This is a genomic window from Corynebacterium sp. CCUG 71335 (assembly GCF_024454075.1).
In the GTDB taxonomy this organism is placed as follows: Bacteria; Actinomycetota; Actinomycetes; order Mycobacteriales; family Mycobacteriaceae; genus Corynebacterium; species Corynebacterium genitalium.
The window spans coordinates 12,121-32,993 of the sequence record NZ_JAGPYY010000015.1 but is presented as its reverse complement, the minus strand read 5'-3'; the positions used below and the strand labels follow the sequence as shown (position 1 = coordinate 32,993).

Below are 20,873 nucleotides of genomic sequence, written 5' to 3'. Positions count from 1 at the left end.
TTCAAATAAATTCCCAGTTCAGAGAAGTTGATCTACGTTTTCCCGTCTGGTTACATTCCGTGTTGCAACATGCATGTTGCCACATCTAAGACTGGAAAGGAACATGATGCTCCAAACACACGAAGAACAGGCATCCGTCAACAAGACTGACGAGCGCCTTTTCGCAGAAACCGAACTCAGCCCGATTGAGAAAATCGTTTCCGACGTCGCGGCGGGCAAGATGGTGGTCCTTGTCGACGACGAAGACCGCGAGAACGAAGGCGATCTGATCATGGCCGCTGAAGCTGCTACTCCAGAGGCCATCAACTTCATGATTACGCAGGGCAGAGGATTGCTGTGCGTGCCAATGCCTGCAAACCATGCACAACGGTTGAATCTGCACCCCATGGTGAAAACCAACGAGGACGATTTCGGCACGGCATTCTCTGTCTCTTGCGATGCGACCGGTGACTACGGGGTCACTACAGGTATTTCAGCCTCTGATAGAGCGCGAACGGTCCAGCTCCTGGCTAACGGGGGTAACGAGAATGACTTTCACCGTCCAGGGCACATCTTCCCCCTCATCGCTCGCGAAGGCGGGGTTCTCACCCGAGTCGGCCACACAGAGGCCGGAAGCGATCTGGCCGCAATGGCTGGTTTCTCTCCAGTTGGCGTCATCATCGAAATCATCGGTGATGACGGTGAAATGCTTCGACTCCCTCAACTCGTCCCGTGGTGCAAAGAGCGCGGGATCTCCATCTCGACCATCGAGCGCATGCGCGACTACCGGAACGAACAAGTACGCGCAGGAGTCCGAATTGACCAGAAGCCCGACGGAACTCCCATCGCCGAGACGCTGAAAGGCGACGCACAGTGAAGAACTACAATTCAAGCTTTCTTGGTCAAACTGTCCGCCGAGTTTCTACGCCGCGAATCCACGACTTCGTCCTGAACCACGTCGGCTTCATCGAGGGTTTGGAAAATATTCCACGCACCGGACCGGTCATTTTTGTAGCCAATCACTCCAGTTACATGGACCACTTCGTTACGAAGACCCTGGCAAACTCAGTTCGCGGAGGCGAGGAGTGGTTCCCCACCAAAGCCGAGGCATTCGAATCGTTTCTTTCGCGTGTTTGGCACGAGTCGATGAACTGTTATCCAGTCGACCGTGACGCACCAGGAGAAGAAGTATTTCGTCGCGCACAAGACGTTCTCGAGGACGGCGGCACTCTCGTGCTCTATCCAGAAGGCACACGCAACGTGGGCGAAGGACTCCTGCCCTTCAAATCCGGCGCGTTTCGCATGGCATTAGCGAACAACACACCCGTCGTACCCATCGGAATGACCGGACTTGCAGAGGTTCTACCAAAAGGCGCTTCTGTACCGCGGCGCCGTCTCTTCTCCGTTTCCATCGGCGAGCCGTTGGTCCAGCCAGAGGTGGGTGATGAGCGAGAAAACGCCCGTCAAATGCGCGACCAAGCGTTTGACATCGTCGCTGAGCTAAAGGATCGAAGCAAGAATCCGAATGGAGCCGATCGTGGTGCCGCGGTGAGCCGCATGGTGGAACTGGCGCAAACTATAGTGCGGGAGAACCTCACTCCCCAGGGAACCCTTCCTCCGGCGGTAGTTCGGCGGGTCGAATTGCTGTTGCGCATCGCGCGTAAAACATCCCGCCGCGACCTCAGTCTCCCCGTTCAGCAGACCCGGTTATCCGGTTTCAAGGCCCTCAACTCACACACATCGGCAGGCACTGCAGCACGCGCCGCGATCGTTAACCAGCGGGCTCTTCTACTTTCAGACCTAGACGGATCTGATGATTTTTCTGCTTACCTCGCTGGAAGAAGCGCCTTAACACTGCCACGTTGGCTCGGTGGTGGAGCGAATTTGGCGCGCTCTCAGTTCCAACGGGCGGTGTCCCGCGGAGGAAAGATGACCTCTCAATCGTACGTGGGGCTCGCAGAGTCGTTCCTCAAAATTGGAGACATCGACGCCGCAATAGAGGCTTACCGCCAAGCAGAAGACAGCATCCCCGCCGATGATCCGCGTGGCGATCTCCGCCGAGAAAAGATCGCGTCTGCGGTTGCGTCGGCTAAGTCAGCATCGGAAAGAAACTAAATATGCCCATAAGCTTCGTAAAAAAGTACTCAAAGCTCATTCTCGTAGTGTGGTTGCTCCTTTCCGCGCTCGGGGTAGTTGGAGCACTCCAGCTCAACGGTGCCGTGAAAGCCGGAGGCTTCAACGACGAGAACGGGACGTCCTTTGTCGGCCAAGAGGTGAACGAGCATGCCTTCGGCGATCCCGCGAATCAACTCACTGTCGTCCTGAACTCCGACAGCAGCATCTCTTCAGAAGTGCTAGACAACGTCTCGACGGGTATAGAAACTCTGCCGAACATCGACTCAGTCATCGATGGGCGTGCGCTCGCCTCATTGTCTTCTGATTCAGGGAAAACCCAAATCCTCCAAGTCGGCGTAGCGGCTGATAATACGACGACTCAAAACATGATCCCTGACCTCCGTGACAGAGTCGAGACAGCAGTGGAAGGAGAAGATGTCACGAGCCATGTGACTGGAGCCCCCGCTTTGGACTACGACTTGAACATCCAGTCCCAGCAAGATGCCTTGCGCGCGGAGATCATCGCCTTCCCGCTTCTCATTTTGGTTCTGCTGCTCATCTACAGAGCTGTCGGTCCTACGCTGGTGACACTCCTGGTTGCAGGCGCTTGCCTTATTGGAACGCAAGGCATCGGAACCCTGCTAGCTTCGTTCCTCGATGTTTCCAACATGTACATCACCGCAGCCTCCCTTATCGGTTTGGCCGTTTCGGTGGACTACTGCTTGTTCTTGATCGCTCGATACAAGGAGTTTCTTATCGCGGGACATCCGCCTGATGACGCTCTGCGGCGAGCAACCAACACCGCAGGGCATTCCATCCGCTTTGGCGGCTTGAGCGTCATCGCCGCTCTATGTGCTCTGTTCATCGCTCGGAATATGGTTTTCAGCTCGATTGCCATGGCTGGCATCGTGGTCACGTCCATCGCGCTTTTGGCGTTGGCAACTCTTGTGCCAGCTGCAATTATGCTGCTGGGAGACCGATTCTTCTTCGGCAAACTCCCTGGATACGAGAAAACAATGCGAGCTCCGGAAGATGAGGAGAAACGCACTTCGAGCCTCCCGCTCAAATCGCCCTTGCTTGCAGTCGTGTTGATCGCCGTGCCATTGCTCATCGCCGCTACCCCTCTGGCGAGCATCAAACTCCAGGTTCCCGTAGCAAGCTCGTCCATTCTCCCAGCAGGAATGGACTCACGCGAGGGGATCGAAATCATTGAATCTGAGCTCAACGCCCGCGAGCTGTTTCCCACTATGGTTACGTTCGCCGGGACGGAGGGCCAGTCAGCCCAAGAACTCAATGCAGAAGTCGAGGAATTCCTCGCGGACATTGAAGAGGTTCCACACGTCGATCAGGTATTCGCGTCGGGAACACCTGCAGAGCAGTATTCCCCCTACCCATTGAGCGCCGAGAAAGAGGGACGCGCCTATAAGAGGGTCGTCATTACGTCTACGGACTTACCGGATTCCGACGCCGCCCACGAGATGGTTGCGGATATCAAGAAGGCGGCAGACGAGTACCCCGACACCTTCGTCTCAGGCGCCACAGCGCAGGGCGACGACTTTGATCGACTGGTCCAAAAGTCCATTCCCTGGATCGTGGGTTTCGTCCTCTTGATTTCGCTGCTTCTCCTTGGATGGGCTTTCCGGTCGTGGCGACTAGCCACACTCGCGGTCGTGCTCAACGGTCTCGTTGTCTCCGCAGCGATGGGTTGCCTATCCTTGCTGTGGAAAGCCGTAACTGGTGAAGCGATCAACAGTGTGACGCCGATCGTCGTGTTCGCGATCGTATTTGGCCTGAGTATGGATTACATGGTGTTGATGGCTTCACGAATGAAAGAGCAGTTCGCTTCCGGCTCAACCCATCGCGATGCCATCGCGGAGGGAGTTGCGCACACATCCCGTCTCATCATCTCCGCCGCGATCATCATGATTGGAGTTTTCCTCTCATTCATGGTGGCTGAAATCAGCATCATTCAAGAGCTGGGCCTTGGGCTGGCGATGGCCGTCGCTTTGGACGCACTCATCGTTCGACCCATCCTCCTGCCGGCAACGCTCGCTTTGCTAGGTGAGAAGGTATGGGGCAAAACCCAATCAACGAGCTCTAACTAGACGCTTAGTTCGCGCAGTGCAGTGAGTAAGCGATTGGACGCAGACAAGACTCCTGTGCGGACTTGCTGGCGCTGGACCGAACACTCCCTTGATGTCCGGTCAGCCCCTGCGCTATCTCCTGGCCTGGTTAGCCATCATCACTGTCGTGTTGACCGTGACCGATGTTTCAGCACTGTTCGCTGCCTTGATCACCAGCTCAAGATCCGGGTCCGTCACCAAGGCCGCCACATCTCTGACTGCCTGCTTCACTTCGCCGCGGCCCATTCCGCGTAGCTCTTCCTTGAGGAGGGCGCGGACGGCATCGTAGGCGTCGAGAAGCGCTACGAGCATCGATTCTTGCAATGTCGGGTTTGCTTGGCCGCGGAGAATCTGCTCAAGTCGGCCGCGGAGCTGCAGCTCCACCGACTCATCGCGAGTAGGAAATTGATTTCGGGAGAGGAAACTGAAAACCCCGTCTGTTTCCTCGAGGACACCCTGCGCGACGAGCCCCTGTGCGACATCTTTCCGCTTCGCGAACCAGTCATCCGCGATGATGTCGTAAGTAGACCTGTTGTTTCGCTTCTCAATCATCTCTACGCCGTGTCGCAGCACAGGATGCTCGACCTGCGCCGACGGAACAGCAGCTGTGAGCTTCGGGTCGCGGATTGTTCGGTCAGTGATCGTGACTAGTTTCCAACCAACCAGATCGGCCATGAGTCCGCTGCGGAGGAGCATGTCGTTCCACAGCATTGAGGTTTCGTGTTTACCTTTGTCGTTCGTGGAGAGAAGTAGTATTTGCTCCGAAATCAACATGCCCTCAGTATATGGACACTCGGAGCTGGCCCGCCCGGAAAAATGTCCCCTGCATCATCGCAGTTTGCTGCGTGTTAGCTCCGAACCAGCGGAGCACGGTCGTGTGGTCAAAGCTACTGTCCCCTGGGCTCGGCAGGAATAGATTTTCAGTATCGCCTTTCAGTGAACCGATGCGACGTTTTCCCAGGCGGGATTTCACCGGAGGCGTCAGAAGGCGATAGTAAAAATGTATTGAGCGCGGTGCCTTGCCCGAAAAAACACCAACACACCCAGTCCGACTTAGGGGGTGAACACGGTCATCGTCGCGCCGACCGCAGCCATTTCCACGCACTTCTTCGCAGCTTTGAGCGTCTGAGCGATCTCGGGGGATGTGACGGAGGCGGATGCGTTTTCAATCGCTTGCTTGCGTTCTGTGCGCCTCATCCCGCGCAGCTCCTCTTTGAGGAGCGGGCGGATGGCGTCGTAGATATTGAGGAGCATGATGAGCGTCGCATCCTGCTCCGTCGGCTGCGCCTGACCACGAAGGATCTGCTCCAGGCGGCCGCGGAGCTGCAGTTCCGGCATCCCATCGCGGGTCGGGAACTGGTTCCGGGAGAAAAGACGGAAGCCTCCGCCGGACTCCTCCAGAACCCCCTCGGCGACCAGTCGTTGGGCGACATCCTGGCGCTTGCCAAACCATTCGGACCACAGGACGTCCGTAAGTCGTTTTGCCCGACCGTTTCTCCAGGGCTTCAACGGCAGTACGGAGGACAGGATCCTCCACTTGGGCCGCAGGCACGCTCGGAGCGACGATCGGGTCTCGGAGCTTGCGCTCTGTGATGGTTGCAAGGCCGCGGCTCATCAAGTCCGCAAGCAAACCGCTGCGCAGCAGCATGTCGTTCCACAGGAAAGCCGACTCGTGCTTGCCTTCGTCGTTGGTGGCCAGGAGGAGGACGCTCTCCGAGATCAGCATGCCTCAAATGTAGATATTTTACCGGACGTGCGAGTCTGCCGGAGTTTCCGTCGCCTCGGCCGAACCCGACTCAGCGCCGATTGCTGCTTCCTTCTCGTTAGCGGCACGCCAGTTCGCGCGGTGGCGCCGCCAGCCGCGGATCGACAGTGCCACGCCGACAACCAGGACGACCACCCGCACCACCACCAGCACGGTCGCCCCGACACCAAGGGCCTTGAGCACGACGGGCAGGTTGAGCATGACGATCAAGGTGCCCACGATGCCGCCGAGCAGGATCGGGTTGAGCCTGGTCACCAGCCATGCGGCCAGCGGCGCAGCGATCACGCCGCCGAGCAGCAGCGCACCGACCGCGGAGAGGTGGGTGACCAGGTCGTCCCACATTCCCAGCACGAAGCCGGCGGTCGCGGCCGCGGTGACGAAGAACTCCGCAGTGTTGACGGTACCGACAATGCGGCGCGGCTCGGAGCGGCCAGCCGATAGCAGCGTCGAGGTGGTGACGGGGCCCCAGCCGCCGCCACCGGTGGCGTCGACAAATCCGCCGAACAGACCCAGGAATCCGAGGAAGGGTTTCGAGTGCGGGGTCTCTACCACCTGCCTGCGGATCAGTCCGCGGGAGAATCGGTAGACCAGGTTGATGCCGATCGCCGCGAGAATGAGCGACATGATCGGCTTCGCGGACTCCGTCGACAGGTTGGACAGGACAGTCGCACCGGCGAACGCTCCGATGGAGCCAGGGATGCCGATAGCTGCTACGACGCGCCAGTCGACGTTGCCGAATTTCCAGTGGCTGATGCCGGACACGAGTGTTGTACCCAGCTCAGCTGTGTGCACCACCGCGGAGGCCTGCGCGGGTCCCAGGCCTGCGAGCATGACAAGGATCGTCGTCGATGTGACGCCGAAGCCCATGCCCAGGCCGCCGTCCACAAGTTGGCCGGCTAAGCCGGCGATGGCGATGAGTATGAGCGTGATCATGCGGTTCATGGTGGCTGTCCTTTGGTGAGAATTACGCCGTGGCCGAAGCGGCCAGTGCGTCTGTGTGCGCAAGTGCGCGGCGGTAGCGCGAAGCTACGACGTGTGCGAGGTCCGCACCCAGCGGCGCGGAGACGGAACCAGGCCACATTCGAAACGCCCGGTCCAGGAGCAACCCTTCAGTGACAAAGAGCGGAAGCAAATGCTTATCGACGCTTGCCAGCTCCCCCACGTCCCTCTTCCCATGACCCGTCGCGGGAACGGTCGTGACAGGAATACCGACGAGCTTTTCGACATCTCGGCCCAGCTCCACCGTCTTCGCGGCCGCCTCCGTGTTGGAGGTGCCCACCGGGTAGAGGATGATCTCCCGGACGGCGCGGCCGGATGCCGCGATGTCGCTCACGGCTCGCGCGGCGAGGATGGCGGCGACGTCGCGGCCTTGGCCCAACCCTTCGGCAGGGATGAGGTCGAGTCCGGTCGCGGCCCGGGCTTTCGCGATCGCTTCGGGCACGTCGTGCGTGGCGTGGAAGGCGGTGGTGAACAGGGTCGGTACGACAACGGCGCGGGTGTGGCCAGCGTCGACAAGCTGCTGGGCGGCGGCGGTGAGGTCGGGGGTGTCGAACTCGAGGTGCGCATCCACACCCGTCACGCCCAGCTGAGCTGCGGCGGCAGCGGTCAGCGTGGCCACACCGGGGCGCGCGCCGGGGTGGCGCGATCCGTGCGACAGCGTGATCAGGGCGGGTGCGTTCATGATGACCTCAGCTCTCCTACCGCAGCCGCGTTCCCACGAGACCAGCTGCCAGCGTGTTACCGGACGCCTGATCAATGAGCAGGAAGCTGCCCACGGCACCGCGCGCCGCGTACTCCTCCACCGGCAGCTCCTGCGCCGTCTGGACGGTCACGTGCGCAATGTCGTTCAGGCCGAAGGACTCTGGCGCGGTGTTGTCCGAGTTGGACGAAGCCGTGCCGTCGATGTCGATGACGCGGTCGACGCTGGCAACACGGGCACGGACCAGCGAGGTGCCGTAGCGCAGCTTCACAGCCTGCCCAGCGGCGACATCCTTCTCTGTCAGGCCGACGACGGTGCCGTGGAACTCGCGGACGAGCTCCGGGAATAGCGCGGAGGCCAGCAGGTCGCCGCGGGTGAGGTCAATGTCGTCGGCAAGGCGCAGGGAGACCGCGTCGCCAGCGTCAGCGGACTGCGCGCCGTCGAGGCCATCCGCCGTGTCGATGTGGGTGACCGTCGTGGTGCGGCCGTTCGGCGCGACGACCTCATCGCCGACCTTCACGGAGCCGGAGTTCACGGTGCCGGCGTAGGCACGGTAGTCGGTCTCGTGCTCACGCAGGACGTACTGGATGTTGAACCGGAACGCCAGGTCCAGCGCGCGGCCGGAGTTGACCGGGATGGTCTCCAGCAGCTCGAGCACGGTCGGGCCTTCGTACCAGGATGTCTCGGTGGAGCGCTCGGCGACGTTGGCGCCGAACTTCGCGGAGATCGGCACGGCGTGCGGCTCCTCGATGCCCAGGGCAGTGCAGCGGGACTCGAACTCGCCCTTGATCTCCTCGAAGACGTTCTGCGAGTAGTCCACCAGGTCGATCTTGTTCACGGCCAGGATGACTGTCTTCACACCGAGCAGGCTCGCCACGGTGAGGTGGCGGATGGTTTGCGGTTTGATGCCGTTTCGGGCGTCGACAAGCAAAACGACGACCTGGGACGTGGACATGCCCGTGACGGTGTTGCGCGTGTACTGCTCATGCCCCGGGGTGTCCGCGAGGATGAAGCTGCGCTGGTCGGTGGCGAAGTACCGGTAGGCGACGTCGATGGTGATGCCTTGTTCGCGCTCGGCGCGGAGGCCGTCGACAAGCAAGGAAAGATCGAGGCCCTCGAAGCCGCGGTCGGCGGAGGTGCGTTCGACGCTGGCGAGCTGATCCGCCAGGACCGACTTCGTGTCGTGCAGGAGGCGGCCGACGAAGGTGGATTTGCCGTCGTCAACGGAGCCGGCCGTGCAGAGCCTCAGCGTCGCTCGTTGCGCTAACGCTTCACTCGCCGACGCATTCGGCTCTGCAGAATTTCCAAAAGGACTCATCAGAAGTAGCCCTCCTTCTTGCGGTCTTCCATGGCGGATTCGGACAGGCGGTCGTCGGCGCGCGTGGCGCCGCGCTCGGTCAGGGTGGAAGCGGCGAGCTCGACCAGCACCTCGTCAATGGTTGTCGCGGTCGAATCGACTGCGCCGGTGCAGCTCATGTCACCGACGGTGCGGTAACGCACGCGGCGGGTCTCCACGGTCTCATCCTCGCGCGGGCCGCCCCACTCGCCGGCGGTGAGCCACATGCCGTCGCGGTTGAACACCTCGCGGTCGTGAGCGAAGTAAATGGCCGGCAGCTCAATGTCGCGGGCGCCGATGTACTCCCACACGTCCGCTTCCGTCCAGTTGGAGATGGGGAAGACGCGGATGTTCTCGCCCGGAAGCTTCTCGCCGTTGTAAAGGCTCCACAGCTCAGGGCGCTGACGGCGCGGATCCCAGCCACCGAAGGAGTCACGGACGGAGAAGACGCGCTCCTTGGCGCGGGCGCGCTCCTCGTCGCGGCGGGCGCCGCCGAGAACGGCGTCGTAACCGACCTCAGCGATGGTCTCCACGAGGGGCACGGTTTGCAGCGGGTTGCGGGTGCCGTCGGGACGCTCGACCAGGTCGCCGCGGTCAATCCAATCCTGCACGTGCGCCACGCGCAGGCGGGCACCGGTTTCCTCGACGAGGCGGTCGCGGAATCCGATCACTTCCGGGAAGTTGTGGCCGGTGTCCACGTGCAGCAACTCGATCGGCATTGCGGCGGGCGCAAACGCGCGGCGCGCCAGCTCGAAGACGACACAGGAGTCCTTGCCGCCCGAGAACAGCAGGCCGATCTTGTCGAATTGCCCTGCCACCTCACGCAGGATGTGAATCGACTCGTTCTCCAGATCCCGCAGGTGCGGGGAGAGTTCGTTAGCCATGCAGACCACACTCCGTCTTGCTCGAAAAGGCCCAGCGACCAGCGCGGGGATCTTCGCCCTCAGCGACCGGCAGGGTGCAGGTCGCACAGCCGATGGAGGGGTAGCCCTGCTTGGTCAGCGGGTGGATGATCAAATTCTTGTCCTCTATGTATGCGTCGGTCTCGTCCAGCGACCACGTGATGATCGGGCTGATCTTCAACCGGCCCGTCGCATCCAAACTCAAAGCGGGGGCTTCGGCGCGGGTGGGGCCGTCGTCACGCCGCAGGCCCGTGACCCAGCCGACGTAGGGCGAGAGGTTCACCGCGAGCGGCTCCACCTTGCGCATACGGCAGCACGCGGTCGGGTTGTGGCGGTAGAGTGCCTTGCCGTACACGCGGTCCTGCTCCTCACGGGACAGGATCGCCTTCGCGCGGACGAGGCGCTGCGCCGTATAACGCTCTTCCACCTGGTCCGCGACATCAAGCGTCTCGTCGAAGTGGTACTCCGTATCCAGGAAGAGGAAGTCCGCCTCCGGCAGGTAGTCTTTCGCCAGCTCCGCGAGAACGGTGTTCTCCATGCTCAGCGTCACCACGAGGTTGCCTGGGGCATACTCGTAGGCCCACTCGAGGATCTCTTTCGCAGAGGCGTTGTAGAGTTTGTCGGCCCATTCGTCGACAAGCTTCGCGTTTGCTTCGGCGATCTCTGGGGTCAGCGGCGCAGTTTCTTTGGGGCCCTCGGGGCTCACTTCGGGGTCGCGCACATCACCCGCGGACCTGTTTAGAAAGTCCACTATTTCTCCTTCCTCAACACCGCGTCGTGGCCGTGACGGGCCAGCGATTCCTGCAGTGCTTGCTCCGTTGACTTGGCCTTCTGCGGAGCCACGTCCGGGTCATCTTGCCCGTGGAACAACACCTCGAAGATACGCAGGCACTCGGTGCATTTCCATGCAAAATCCGATTGTTCATCAGGAAATAACCCTTCGCCCGCGCAGTAGGGGCAATACGCGGGGTGGTTGCGGTTCGGGTTCGGCTTGCGGCGGAAGCTCATCGCAGGTCATCCTCGTCGGCGCGCGCGACCCAGTCGCGGAAGAGCTCGCCGTCGTTTCGCTTTTCGACGAAATTACCCGCCACCCTCGTCACATAATCCCCAAGCTCAGTCGAGAGGACCTTGTGGCCGCGGAGCTTCCGGCCGAAGTTGGCTCCTTCGCCGATGGCGCCGCCCAGGTGGACTTGGAAGCCCTCGACCTTGTTGCCGTTGCCGTCGTCGACCATTTGGCCCTTCAGGCCGATGTCCGCGATGTGCGTGCGGGCGCAGGCGTTCGGGCAGCCGTTCAGGGCGATCGTGATAGGAGAGTCGAAGTCCTTGAGGCGTTCCTCGAGTTCGTCGACAAGCTCAATGCCGCGGGCCTTTGTGGTCACGTGGGCGAGCTTGCAGTATTCCAGGCCGGTGCAGGTGAGCATGCCGCGGCGGAATTCGCTGGGGGCGGAGTACAGGCCCATCTCAGTCAGGTCTGCCGCAAGCGCCCGGACCTGCTCCGGGTCGACGTCGAGGAACAGGATTTCCTTGAACGGGGTGAAGCGCAGACGACTCAGGCCGTAAGACTCGGCCAGGTCAGCGATGGCGATGAGCTGCTCGCCGGTGAGGTGGCCCATCGTCGGCTTCACGCCCAGGTAGACATTGCCGTCTTTCTGCTCGTGGATGCCAATGTGGTCGCGGTCGATCAGGTTGGTCGGGGCGTGCGGGCCGTCGGGAAGCTTGTAGCCCAGGTACTCGTCCTCGAGGACCTGGCGGAACTTATCGATGCCCCACTGCGCCACCAAGAACTTGATGCGTGCCCGGGCGCGGAGGCGGCGGTAGCCGTAGTCGCGGAACAGGCGGACCACGCCAGCCCACACCTCCGGCACCTCCTCCAGGGTGACAAAGGCGCCGAGGGACTGGGCGAGCATCGGGTTCGTCGCCAAGCCTCCGCCGACGAAGCACTCGAAGCCCGGACCCAACTCGGGGTGGTTGACCCCGATGAACGCGATGTCGTTGATCTCGTGCACGACATCCTGGCGGGCGTTGCCGGAAATCGCGGTCTTGAACTTGCGCGGCAGGTTCTGGAATTCCTCGCGCAGGACGTACTCGTTCTTGATCTTCTCAATCGCCGGTGTGGCGTCGATAATCTCATCCTTCGCGATGCCCGCCACCGGCGAACCCATGATCACGCGCGGCACATCGCCGCAGGCGTCCCAGGTGTTCAGGCCGACCGACTCGAGCTTGTCCCACATCGCCGGCGCGTCTTCGACGCGCAGCCAGTGGAGCTGAATGTTCTGGCGGTCCGTCAGGTCGGCTGTGGACCGGCAGTAGTCGCGGCTGATCTCGCCGACGGCGCGGGCTTGTTCGGTGGAGCACTGGCCGCCGTCAAAACGCACGCGCACCATGAAGAACTCGTCCTGCAGCTCGAGGTTGTCCTTGCCGGTGTGCTCGCCGCCCAAGTTCTGCTTGCGCTGCGTGTACATGCCCAGCCACTTGAAGCGCGGGTACAGATCTTCTTCCGGGATCGACTTGAAGCCCTGCTTAGAGTAGATGTCGATGACGCGCTGCTTGACCGCCAGCACGGGCTCGACCTGTTTGAGCTCCTCATCGTGGTTGAGGGGCGCCTGGCCGTCGATCTTCCACTGGCCTTCCGGCTTTGGCTTACGCGCCGGGCGGGGCCGTGCTTCTGCGCTTGTGGTGGTGGTCATGCCGCCTCCTTCTGTGTACCGCTCTGTCTATAGCGTTGCGCGGTGCGGTTTGTTGATCAGCACGCTACACAGCCAGCCCGCATAAGGTCACTCCCCTGCAAGGTTTCGGCTCGCTGGTCTGCACGTTCATATGAATGTAAATCTCGCTTGAGCCTTGACTGCGTACTAATCGTTGCTAAGTTTTTAGACCAAGCGGTCTACCTAGCTACAGAAGGAGCCTCACATGACCAACCGCGTTTCCCGCGTCGCCGTCATTGGAGCCGGCCCCACCGGCATCCACGCATCGGACCTCCTCATCTGCATGCCCGGCCGCAGCTACTTCGTCGACCTTTTCGACGCCTCCCCCGCCCCCACATCCCTCATCCGCTTCGGCTCATCGCACCGCAGCGCCCGCTCGCTTATCGACGTCCCCCGCCTCAGACTCTTCGGCAACCTCACCATCGGAACTGACGTGACCGTCGGCGAACTGACCCACTACTACGACACGATTGTCGTGGCGTCTGATTCTGACGCCGGGGCCGGTGACACCGCCGGGTCCGTCGTGGTCATCGGCACATCTCCTGGCGCGGCCGAGGTTTACGACGCGCTCTCCGCGTCCGCCGCCGATGCCGCGATTGCCCTCAGCCGCACCCCCGTCGTCGCTTCACCGCAGGTGGCTGACCAGCCCGGGGCGATCGTCGCCCTTCTCGAGTCCCGCAGCCTCCCCTTCACCACGTGGGAAGGCTGGCACCGGCCGGCTTGGGCGGACGTTTCCGCGGTGTCAGCATCCGGCCCGTCTGCGCCTGGCGTCGTCACGGTGGCTCAGTGGACGACCCTGCTGTCTGCAGCGAATGCAGTTCCAGCGACACCCTAGCCCCGCAAAACCCCAGGGACTCCGCAAAACCGCAGGGACTCCGCAAAACCGCAGGGACTCCGCAATGCGGAGTCCGCTCCATCGAACTCCACCCGACCCCCGGAATACTGCTCGACCTTATAAGCCAAACCGCACGTTTCTGACCTGCATGTTTACCTGAGCAGTATTCCGGAAATGCCCGAGCAGTATTCCAGCTCGGCGTCACCTCACCGGACTGCCGCAAAACCGCAGGGACTCCGCAGTGCGGACTATCGCCAGTTCTCAACCTCAAGCGATGGCACTCGGGAGAATTCATCGTCGTTCGCCGTCACGAGGACCACATCCTCGCGCAATGCCTGAGCCGCGATCCATAAGTCATTGGGGCCGATAACTCGTCCTTGACTTTGCAGGGCCGCTCGAATTTCCGCGTAGATCTCTGCAGTTCGTTCATCCACACCGATCCTCGGCCAGCCCGCCAAGAACGTGTCGATGGATTGTCGCGCTCGAATAGGGTCCATCGACCGTAAAGCACCTGCATACAGTTCTCCGAGAACCACTGTGGAGACGCCTACTTGATCTCGTGTGCAGCTCGAGGCACGGTCCAGCACGTGCGGATAACTGCCCCGTTCAAGATCAATCCAGACGTTCGTGTCGAACAGATACCGCATGGTCTATCAGGACCTGTCGTCGAAGTCAGGTAAGGGTTCGAGTGGAAGGTCTTCGACTTCTTCGAGAAGTCCCCCTTCGATACCTTCTGCGGCTTGGTAGGCGCGCAGCCGGTTGAGCGCGTCACCGATTGTCTCTTCGACGGGACGGAGGAGCAGACCCTCGGGGACGTGCTCGACGGTCACTCGTTCGACGACGAGTCGGTGGGTCACCGGAATGCGGACAGCCTGACTGTTTCCGGATTTGAACACGGTGGTTTCAACGGGCTTCGTCACAACTTCCTCCTTTGGCACTATCAACACCGTCACTACGGATATAACTCCAAGTATATACGGCCGAATGGCGACACTATGCTCCAGAAACGGCACAGGCCTATGATTGCCCCGTGAACCTCCCCCATCTGATCCGCCTCATCGGCGCCGTGTTCAAGAGAGACCGCCGCTTCGCCGCCGCCATCGCGGGCGTGCTGGTACTCCAGCTCGTGTCGGTGCTGGCTACGTTGTGGTTGCCGTCGCTGAATGCGGACATCATCGACAAGGGTCTCGCCCGTGGCGACATACCTTATATATGGCGCACTGGCGGGATCATGCTCATCGCCGCCCTGGTGCAGATTGTCACGGCGGTGGGGGTGATGTGGTTGGCGGCGTGGGCGTCGACAAGCGTGGCGCGTGAGCTGCGCAAGGACGTGTTCGCGCACGTCAACCGCTTTGACGCTGAGGATATGGCGGAGTTTCCGCCGGCGACGCTGATCACGCGCGGGACGAACGACGTCTACCAGATTCAGGTCGCGATGCAGCTCACACTGGGCATGCTCGCGACCGCGCCGATCATGGCGATCGGCGGTGTGGTCATGGCGTTGCGGCAGGACGCTGGCTTGTCATGGCTGGTCGCGGTCGCAGTGGCGATTCTCGCGGTGGTGGTCACGGCAGTCGTTGCGCTGCTGTTGCCGCTGTTCACGCAGATGCAAGAGCGCCTCGATGCCGTCAACGCTGTCCTGCGCGAGCAGATCAGCGGCATTCGTGTGGTGCGCGCGTTCGGCCGCGAAGACTTTGAAACGCAACGCTTCGCCGAGGCCAACGCGGACATCACGCGGGTGAGCCTGAACGTCGGGCGTGTGTTCGTGACCCTGTTTCCTGTGGTCATGCTGATCCTCAACGCCGCGATCGCCGCGTTGATGTGGTTCGGCGGTCAACGCATCGACGCAGGCCTGATGCAGATCGGTTCGTTGACGGCATTCATGCAGTACATGCTGCAGATTCTCATTGCGGTGGTCATGGGCGCGGCGATGATCATTCCGCTGCCCCGCGCGTTCGTGTGCGCACGCCGTGTTGCGGAAGTCTTGGCGCACTCGCCCTCGCTTATCGACGCCCCAACCACCCCGACCACTGACCCCACCGTCACATTCGACCGCGTCACCTACTGCTACCCCGGCGCGGATGCCCCGGTCCTGGAGGGCGTCTCTTTCGAGGCCCGCCCAGGCACGACGACGGCCGTGATCGGGTCGACTGGAGCGGGAAAGACGACGCTGCTGTCCCTGATCCCACGGCTGCGCGCACCCAGCTCCGGCGTGGTGTCGCTTGGCGGCGTGCCCACCACGGAGCTGAGCCGCGAATACCTGACCAGCACCGTGTCGATGGTTCCGCAGAAGCCGTACCTGTTTTCCGGCATGGTGGCGACGAACCTGCGTTTCGGCAACCCGGACGCCACTGATGAGGAACTGTGGGCGGCGTTGCGCGTCGCTCAGGCGGACTTCGTCGAGGACTTGGGCATGCCGATCTCCCAAGGCGGCACGAATGTCTCGGGCGGGCAGCGCCAGCGTCTGTGCATCGCGCGCATGTTCGTAGCAAATCCGAAGGTGCTGCTTTTCGACGACTCTTTCTCCGCCCTTGACCCCATCACCGAATCCAACCTGCAGGCGGCCATGGCCGAATACACGGCCGGTGCGGTGACCATTCTCGTGGCGCAGAAGGTCAGCTCGATTGTCGACGCCGACCAGATCCTGGTCATGGAAGCCGGCCGGATTGTGGACCGCGGTACCCACGAATCCCTGCTGGCCAACTCACCGACGTACCAAGAGATCGTTGCGTCCCAGGAAGGAGTGGACGCATGAGTGCCAAGACAGACTTGACCGACGAAGAGTTCCTGGAGTTGGAGGAAAAGACCGGGGAGGCGGGACGCAGACAAGCAAAAGCGTTCTGGCCCTCTGCCTGGCGGATGCTGAAGCTCATGGGGCCGCTCAAGCTGGCGTTCGGTGCCGGCGTGGTGCTCAATGTGGTCTCGGTGCTGCTCATGGTGGCGGGGCCGGCGGTGCTGGGCATGGCCATCGACGTGATCGCGCGCGGCGACATGGAGCGGCTGAGCGACGTTGTGATGTGGCTGCTGGTCATCTACACCGGCGCATCGTTCGCGGACTGGGCCTCAGGCGCGGTGATCAACCGGGCCGTCATGCGGGCGGTGTATGACCTGCGCGCGTCGATCGAGGCGAAGGTGCATGACCTGCCCCTGAGCTACTTTGACACCCGGCAGCGCGGCGACCTGCTGTCGCGCACGACGAACGACGTGGACAACGTGCAGCAAGCCCTGCAACAGGCGATGGGGCACTTGATTCACTCGGCGATCATGCTCACCGGCATCGTGGTGATGATGTTCTCCATCTCCTGGGAGCTCGCCCTCGTCGCTCTCATCGCTGTGCCGCTGTCAGGACTGGTCATCGCCGTGCTGGGAACGCGCTCGCAAAAGCAGTTCAGTCAGCAATGGCGCTCTACCGGCGCGCTGAACGGTCACGTCGAGGAAGCGTTCACCGGCCACGAGGTCGCGCTCATCTTCGGTCGCACCGACGAGATGGAGAATGAATTCGATCGCCGCAACGCCGAGCTGTTCGGCTCCGCGTTCAAGGCGCAGTTCCTTTCGGGCACGATCTTCCCGACCATGCAGTTCATCACCTACCTGTCGTATGTGGTCATCGCGGTCGTCGGTGCTCTGCGCGTGGCTGGCGGGCACATCACGCTGGGTTCGGCGGTGGCGTTCATCCAGTATTCGCGCCAGCTCAACCAGCCGCTCGGTGAGCTCGGCGGGATGTTGCAAATGCTGCAGTCCGGTGTCGCATCGGCCGAGCGCATCTTCGAGTTCCTCGACGCGCCCGCGCAGAGCACCGACGCCAACGGCATCCTTGCCACACCCGCGCGCGGACTCGTCGAATTCGACGACGTTTCCTTCAGCTACTCCCCCGACACGCCACTTATCGAAGACCTGACCCTGCGCGTCGAACCGGGGCAGACCGCCGCGATCGTCGGCCCCACGGGCGCCGGAAAAACGACACTGGTCAACCTGCTCATGCGGTTCTACGACATCGATAGGGGTGAGATCCGGCTCGATGGCGTCGATACGCGAAGCGTCCCTCGTGCGGCCTTGCGCGGCGAGATCGGCATGGTGCTGCAGGACGCTGTGCTGTTCAAAGGCACCATCATGGAGAACATTCGCTACGGGCATCTTGACGCCACCGACGAGGAGGTCATCGCCGCCGCGCGCGCCACGTACGTCGACCGCTTCGTGCGCACGCTTGCCGACGGCTACGACACGGTCGTCGACCTGGATTCCGGCGCCATCTCTGCCGGTGAGCGACAGTTGATCACTATTGCTCGAGCGTTTCTTGCTCAGCCGTCGGTGCTCATCCTCGATGAAGCAACGTCGTCCGTGGACACCCGCACCGAGGTTCTCGTGCAGGAAGCGATGGGGTCGTTGCGCTCTGGGCGCACCGCGTTCGTTATTGCTCACCGCTTATCGACGATCCGCGACGCCGACACCATCCTGGTCATGGAGGCCGGCCGCATCGTCGAACAGGGCTCCCACGACGAGCTGATGGCGCGCCGCGGGGTGTACTGGCGTATGCAGCAACCAGACGGAGCTGCGGGCGACTTCTAGTTCAACAAGCGTTCATCTTCTGTTACTCGCCTGTCCAGTTCCTTAGATTAGCCTGACGAGCGCCCATATTCGCCCCTAATTAGAAGTGAGCGCTAATGAGTAAAAAGGGACTCCCCCGCGATCCAGCTGGTGAGCACGATCTGCCCGACGAGGCAGACGTGCGCGTCATCGACCGGAACGTGAAAGATTCTGAGCCGGTCGATGTCGACGGCAAGAACACCACGACCACTGATTCCTCCGATATCGATGACGACATCGAAGACAAGGCCGAGGAAAACGACCCGCTCGGTTTCCTCCCGTTTGAAGGCACCGCAAAGCAGGTAGCTAACTGGGTCGCCGTCTTCCTCGGCATCTGGCTGCTCCTCAACGGCGTCGGCATGATCGGTGACGGCTTCAAGATGGTCGCCGGCGACCAGGCTAAAGAGCTGTTCTCCTTCGCTGAGAACCCGTTCGTGGGTCTGGCCATCGGTATCGTCTCCACGGCGATCATCCAGTCTTCCTCTACCACCACTTCCATCGTGGTGGGCATGATCGCCGGTGGTCTGCCGCTGAACATCGCCATCCCGATGCTCTTCGGTGCCAACATGGGTACCTCGGTCACCTCGACCCTGGTCGCCCTGGGTCTGGCCGGTAACAAGAAGCAGTTCAAGAACGGTTTCTCCATGGCGACCGTGCACGACTTCTTCAACCTGATCGCCATCGGCGTCTTCTTCCCGCTGGAGATCCTCACCGGATTCTTAGGCAAGACCGCAACTGCCATCGCACCGTCGTTGGCCGGTGGCGGCGACAGCATCATCTCGAAGGGCTTCGAGGCCTTCGGTGACTTCATTGACATGATCACAGAGCCGCTCGTTGAGCTGGTCAGCAGCCTCGTCGAGCCACTCGGTGACATGTGGGGCGGCATTATTCTCGCCCTGATCGGTGTCGCTCTGATTCTGGTGTCCATCCAGTTCATCGGTAAGGTCCTCAACGCTCTGCTGGTGGGCAAGGCCCAGGACATCCTCTACGCCGCACTGGGTAAGAACGCTTTCATCGGTGCGCTCTCCGGCGCCCTGATCACCGCGCTGGTTCAGTCTTCCTCCACCACCACCGCCCTGACGGTTCCACTGGCTGCGTCCGGCAAGTTCGAAGTGCGCACCCTGTTCCCGTTCGTGGTCGGTGCGAACATCGGTACGACCTTCACCGGCCTCATCGCTGCGTTCTCCGCATCCGGTGCAGAAGCAGAGGCAGCAATGTCCGGTGCGCTGGTGCACATGCTGTTCAACCTCTTCTCCGCGATTCTCATCTTGAGTATCCCGTTCCTGCGCAACATCCCCCCGCGCTGCTCGGACTGGCTCGCTGGCCTGGCCGAGAAGAACAAGCTCTACGTCTTCATCTACATCGGTGGCGTGTTCTTCGCTATCCCGCTGCTAGCCGTCTTCATTTCCAACACTTTGATGTAAGGAGTCTTCAATGACTAACCCGAACGAGACCCCCGACCTGTCCCCGATGGCTCAGGAGCTCATCCAGAACGAGGCTCCGGATGAGGCACTGCAAGCCCTGCTCGAGGAGCTCGAAGAGACCGCAGAAGAGCTGCGCGTCGAGCTCAACGCCCGCGGCCGCAACGCGGACCGTCTAGCCGCTGACCAGGAGGGTGAGGCTGCTGCTGCAACCGGAGAGGGCACCCGCAAGCACAAGAAGATCAACCCGAACGTCACGCCTGAACAGCAGGCTGAGCTCGACGAGAACTTCGCCAAGTACTGGAGCAACTCCCAGGGTTCCTGGAAGAACCTCTTCCGCCTGCTGCGCGAGTTCCGTGCTGAGATGCAGGAGGGCAAGACCAATGGCTAAAGCCCGCAAGTCCATCACCGCAGCCATCCTGGCGGGCATGACCGTCCTCGCAGTCGGCTGCTCCTCTGACAGCGGCTCGAACGGCAGCTCCGGCAACAGCAACTCTGGCGGCGACAACGGCAGCGAGACCAACGCTGCCGCTGGGGGCCCGATCAAGACCACCGGTTCCGCCACCATCGAGCCGATCACCTCCTACATGGCGAACCGCTACGACTTCGATGTCGACGTAGAGGCCATTGGTTCGACCGACGGTTTCGACAAGTTCTGCAACGGCGAAGCTGACATCAACGACGCCTCCACGCCTATCCCGGGTGACGGCGCAGAGGTCGACTTCCAGAAGCAGTGCGCCGACAACGACGTCGAGTACATTGAGCTGCCGATCGGTCTGGACGCCATCACCATCGTCAAACACCGCGACAACGACTTCGCGACCGACCTGACCGTCGAGCAGCTGCACGACATTTGGTCGAAGGAGTCCGAGGTGTCCAAGTGGTCCGACATCGACCCGTCCTGGCCGGACGAGGAGATCAAGCTCTACGGCCGCCCGGAGGGTTCCGGTACCCTCGGCGTGTTCGAGGACCTGGTCCTGGACGGTGACGAGATCCGCGACGACTACGAGTCCACCGACGACATCGATGAGCTGACCCAGTGGGTTGCTGATGACCCGAACGCTTTGTCCTTCATGGGCATCGGTAACTACCTCGCCGCTGAGGAAGACACTCAGCGCATGATCGACAACGTCATGGTCGGGGGCGTTGCACCGACCGCGGAGGAGACGAAGAAGGGCGATTACCCGCTGTCCCGTCCGCTGTTCATCTACGTGAACAAGGAATCCACCGAGCGCGAGGACGTGGACAAGTTCGTCACCACCTACCTCGAGCACGCTGAGGCTGTCATGCCACGCGTGTACTTCTACCAGCTCCCGGAAGAGGACTACGAGAACGCCCAGAAGCGCTACGCTGACCGCAAGACCGGTGCAGACGAGCGCTGGCAAGCATAAACCCGGACTAGCTGGCAA

20 protein-coding genes are annotated in these 20,873 nt (G+C 61.6%); 9 read left to right on the top strand and 11 right to left on the bottom strand.

Annotation, left to right across the window (positions count from 1 at the left end; genetic code table 11):
- The first annotated feature begins 103 nt into the window (after positions 1-103).
- Genes ribB through KBX19_RS10225 form a run of 3 tightly spaced genes read left to right on the top strand, consistent with a single transcriptional unit; the run spans position 104 to position 4,199 of the window.
- Positions 104-856: a 3,4-dihydroxy-2-butanone-4-phosphate synthase gene (gene ribB / locus KBX19_RS10235; protein WP_005288240.1), complete on the top strand. Its 753-nt coding sequence runs from the start codon at positions 104-106 to the stop codon at positions 854-856.
- Entirely contained in the window at positions 853-2,094 is a 1,242-nt protein-coding gene (locus KBX19_RS10230; protein WP_255998825.1) for a lysophospholipid acyltransferase family protein, read from the top strand. The genes ribB and KBX19_RS10230 overlap by 4 nt, the downstream gene beginning before the upstream one ends.
- A gap of 2 nt (positions 2,095-2,096) precedes the next feature.
- The gene (locus KBX19_RS10225; protein ID WP_255998822.1) at positions 2,097-4,199 is read left to right on the top strand and encodes an MMPL family transporter; all 2,103 of its coding nucleotides are present in this window, start codon (positions 2,097-2,099) and stop codon (positions 4,197-4,199) included.
- A 111-nt stretch (positions 4,200-4,310) separates the two neighbouring features.
- On the opposite strand, the gene KBX19_RS10220 is transcribed toward KBX19_RS10225, so the two are convergent.
- From KBX19_RS10220 to KBX19_RS10180, 9 genes are all read right to left on the bottom strand, one after another.
- A complete protein-coding gene (locus KBX19_RS10220) occupies positions 4,311-4,991 on the bottom strand; it encodes a GPP34 family phosphoprotein (RefSeq protein ID WP_255998821.1) in 681 nt (226 codons plus the stop codon).
- A 279-nt stretch (positions 4,992-5,270) separates the two neighbouring features.
- Entirely contained in the window at positions 5,271-5,726 is a 456-nt protein-coding gene (locus KBX19_RS10215; RefSeq protein ID WP_005288227.1) for a GPP34 family phosphoprotein, read from the bottom strand.
- 235 nt (positions 5,727-5,961) lie between these two features.
- Positions 5,962-6,915 carry a sulfite exporter TauE/SafE family protein gene (locus tag KBX19_RS10210; RefSeq protein WP_255998857.1) on the bottom strand — a complete coding sequence of 318 codons (954 nt, stop codon included), beginning with the start codon at positions 6,913-6,915 and terminating at the stop codon, positions 5,962-5,964.
- A gap of 31 nt (positions 6,916-6,946) precedes the next feature.
- The gene (locus KBX19_RS10205) at positions 6,947-7,663 is read right to left on the bottom strand and encodes a sirohydrochlorin chelatase (protein WP_255998818.1); all 717 of its coding nucleotides are present in this window, start codon (positions 7,661-7,663) and stop codon (positions 6,947-6,949) included.
- A gap of 16 nt (positions 7,664-7,679) precedes the next feature.
- Positions 7,680-8,999 carry a sulfate adenylyltransferase subunit 1 gene (locus KBX19_RS10200; RefSeq protein WP_255998817.1) on the bottom strand — a complete coding sequence of 440 codons (1,320 nt, stop codon included), beginning with the start codon at positions 8,997-8,999 and terminating at the stop codon, positions 7,680-7,682.
- The gene (gene cysD / locus KBX19_RS10195; protein ID WP_255998814.1) at positions 8,999-9,901 is read right to left on the bottom strand and encodes a sulfate adenylyltransferase subunit CysD; all 903 of its coding nucleotides are present in this window, start codon (positions 9,899-9,901) and stop codon (positions 8,999-9,001) included. Before cysD ends, KBX19_RS10200 begins: the two co-directional genes overlap by 1 nt.
- Positions 9,894-10,670, bottom strand: coding sequence for a phosphoadenylyl-sulfate reductase (locus KBX19_RS10190; RefSeq protein WP_370687022.1), 777 nt, complete (start codon positions 10,668-10,670; stop codon positions 9,894-9,896). Before KBX19_RS10190 ends, cysD begins: the two co-directional genes overlap by 8 nt.
- Positions 10,670-10,927: a hypothetical protein gene (locus tag KBX19_RS10185; RefSeq protein ID WP_005288214.1), complete on the bottom strand. Its 258-nt coding sequence runs from the start codon at positions 10,925-10,927 to the stop codon at positions 10,670-10,672. Before KBX19_RS10185 ends, KBX19_RS10190 begins: the two co-directional genes overlap by 1 nt.
- The gene (locus KBX19_RS10180) at positions 10,924-12,606 is read right to left on the bottom strand and encodes a nitrite/sulfite reductase (protein WP_255998812.1); all 1,683 of its coding nucleotides are present in this window, start codon (positions 12,604-12,606) and stop codon (positions 10,924-10,926) included. The genes KBX19_RS10185 and KBX19_RS10180 overlap by 4 nt, the downstream gene beginning before the upstream one ends.
- A 223-nt stretch (positions 12,607-12,829) precedes the next feature.
- Here KBX19_RS10180 and KBX19_RS10175 point away from each other — a divergent pair, with 223 nt between their 5' ends.
- Positions 12,830-13,459 (top strand): hypothetical protein, encoded by a 630-nt coding sequence (locus KBX19_RS10175; RefSeq protein ID WP_255998809.1) that lies wholly within the window; start codon positions 12,830-12,832, stop codon positions 13,457-13,459.
- 248 nt (positions 13,460-13,707) lie between these two features.
- Here KBX19_RS10175 and KBX19_RS10170 read toward each other — a convergent pair whose 3' ends face one another.
- Both KBX19_RS10170 and KBX19_RS10165 read right to left on the bottom strand, forming a co-directional pair.
- Positions 13,708-14,106, bottom strand: a complete 399-nt coding sequence (locus tag KBX19_RS10170) for a type II toxin-antitoxin system VapC family toxin (protein ID WP_005288206.1) — start codon at positions 14,104-14,106, stop codon at positions 13,708-13,710.
- Between the two features lie 6 nt (positions 14,107-14,112).
- Complete coding sequence (locus KBX19_RS10165) at positions 14,113-14,379, bottom strand: antitoxin (protein WP_255998806.1); 267 nt, start codon at positions 14,377-14,379, stop codon at positions 14,113-14,115.
- 110 nt (positions 14,380-14,489) lie between these two features.
- Here KBX19_RS10165 and KBX19_RS10160 point away from each other — a divergent pair, with 110 nt between their 5' ends.
- The 5 genes from KBX19_RS10160 to KBX19_RS10140 all read left to right on the top strand — a co-directional run bounded on the left by KBX19_RS10160 (position 14,490) and on the right by KBX19_RS10140 (position 20,855).
- Positions 14,490-16,214 (top strand): ABC transporter ATP-binding protein, encoded by a 1,725-nt coding sequence (locus KBX19_RS10160; RefSeq protein WP_255998803.1) that lies wholly within the window; start codon positions 14,490-14,492, stop codon positions 16,212-16,214.
- Positions 16,211-18,025 carry an ABC transporter ATP-binding protein gene (locus KBX19_RS10155; RefSeq protein WP_255998801.1) on the top strand — a complete coding sequence of 605 codons (1,815 nt, stop codon included), beginning with the start codon at positions 16,211-16,213 and terminating at the stop codon, positions 18,023-18,025. The genes KBX19_RS10160 and KBX19_RS10155 overlap by 4 nt, the downstream gene beginning before the upstream one ends.
- Before the next feature lie 95 nt (positions 18,026-18,120).
- Complete coding sequence (locus KBX19_RS10150; protein WP_255998799.1) at positions 18,121-19,467, top strand: Na/Pi symporter; 1,347 nt, start codon at positions 18,121-18,123, stop codon at positions 19,465-19,467.
- Positions 19,468-19,477: 10 nt separating this feature from the next.
- Positions 19,478-19,855: a hypothetical protein gene (locus tag KBX19_RS10145; protein WP_005288192.1), complete on the top strand. Its 378-nt coding sequence runs from the start codon at positions 19,478-19,480 to the stop codon at positions 19,853-19,855.
- A complete protein-coding gene (locus KBX19_RS10140) occupies positions 19,848-20,855 on the top strand; it encodes a substrate-binding domain-containing protein (protein ID WP_255998797.1) in 1,008 nt (335 codons plus the stop codon). Before KBX19_RS10145 ends, KBX19_RS10140 begins: the two co-directional genes overlap by 8 nt.
- Positions 20,856-20,873: the final 18 nt, after the last annotated feature.

Excerpts from the sequence above, each read along its gene's own strand:
- ribB (WP_005288240.1), top strand. The coding sequence starts at position 104 with ATGATGCTCCAAACACACGAAGAACAGGCATCCGTCAACAAGACTGAC.
- KBX19_RS10225 (WP_255998822.1), top strand. The coding sequence starts at position 2,097 with ATGCCCATAAGCTTCGTAAAAAAGTACTCAAAGCTCATTCTCGTAGTG.
- KBX19_RS10220 (WP_255998821.1), bottom strand. The coding sequence starts at position 4,991 with ATGTTGATTTCGGAGCAAATACTACTTCTCTCCACGAACGACAAAGGT.
- KBX19_RS10210 (WP_255998857.1), bottom strand. The coding sequence starts at position 6,915 with ATGATCACGCTCATACTCATCGCCATCGCCGGCTTAGCCGGCCAACTT.
- KBX19_RS10205 (WP_255998818.1), bottom strand. The coding sequence starts at position 7,663 with ATGAACGCACCCGCCCTGATCACGCTGTCGCACGGATCGCGCCACCCC.
- KBX19_RS10200 (WP_255998817.1), bottom strand. The coding sequence starts at position 8,999 with ATGAGTCCTTTTGGAAATTCTGCAGAGCCGAATGCGTCGGCGAGTGAA.
- cysD (WP_255998814.1), bottom strand. The coding sequence starts at position 9,901 with ATGGCTAACGAACTCTCCCCGCACCTGCGGGATCTGGAGAACGAGTCG.
- KBX19_RS10185 (WP_005288214.1), bottom strand. The coding sequence starts at position 10,927 with ATGAGCTTCCGCCGCAAGCCGAACCCGAACCGCAACCACCCCGCGTAT.
- KBX19_RS10180 (WP_255998812.1), bottom strand. The coding sequence starts at position 12,606 with ATGACCACCACCACAAGCGCAGAAGCACGGCCCCGCCCGGCGCGTAAG.
- KBX19_RS10175 (WP_255998809.1), top strand. The coding sequence starts at position 12,830 with ATGACCAACCGCGTTTCCCGCGTCGCCGTCATTGGAGCCGGCCCCACC.
- KBX19_RS10170 (WP_005288206.1), bottom strand. The coding sequence starts at position 14,106 with ATGCGGTATCTGTTCGACACGAACGTCTGGATTGATCTTGAACGGGGC.
- KBX19_RS10155 (WP_255998801.1), top strand. The coding sequence starts at position 16,211 with ATGAGTGCCAAGACAGACTTGACCGACGAAGAGTTCCTGGAGTTGGAG.
- KBX19_RS10150 (WP_255998799.1), top strand. The coding sequence starts at position 18,121 with ATGAGTAAAAAGGGACTCCCCCGCGATCCAGCTGGTGAGCACGATCTG.
- KBX19_RS10145 (WP_005288192.1), top strand. The coding sequence starts at position 19,478 with ATGACTAACCCGAACGAGACCCCCGACCTGTCCCCGATGGCTCAGGAG.
- KBX19_RS10140 (WP_255998797.1), top strand. The coding sequence starts at position 19,848 with ATGGCTAAAGCCCGCAAGTCCATCACCGCAGCCATCCTGGCGGGCATG.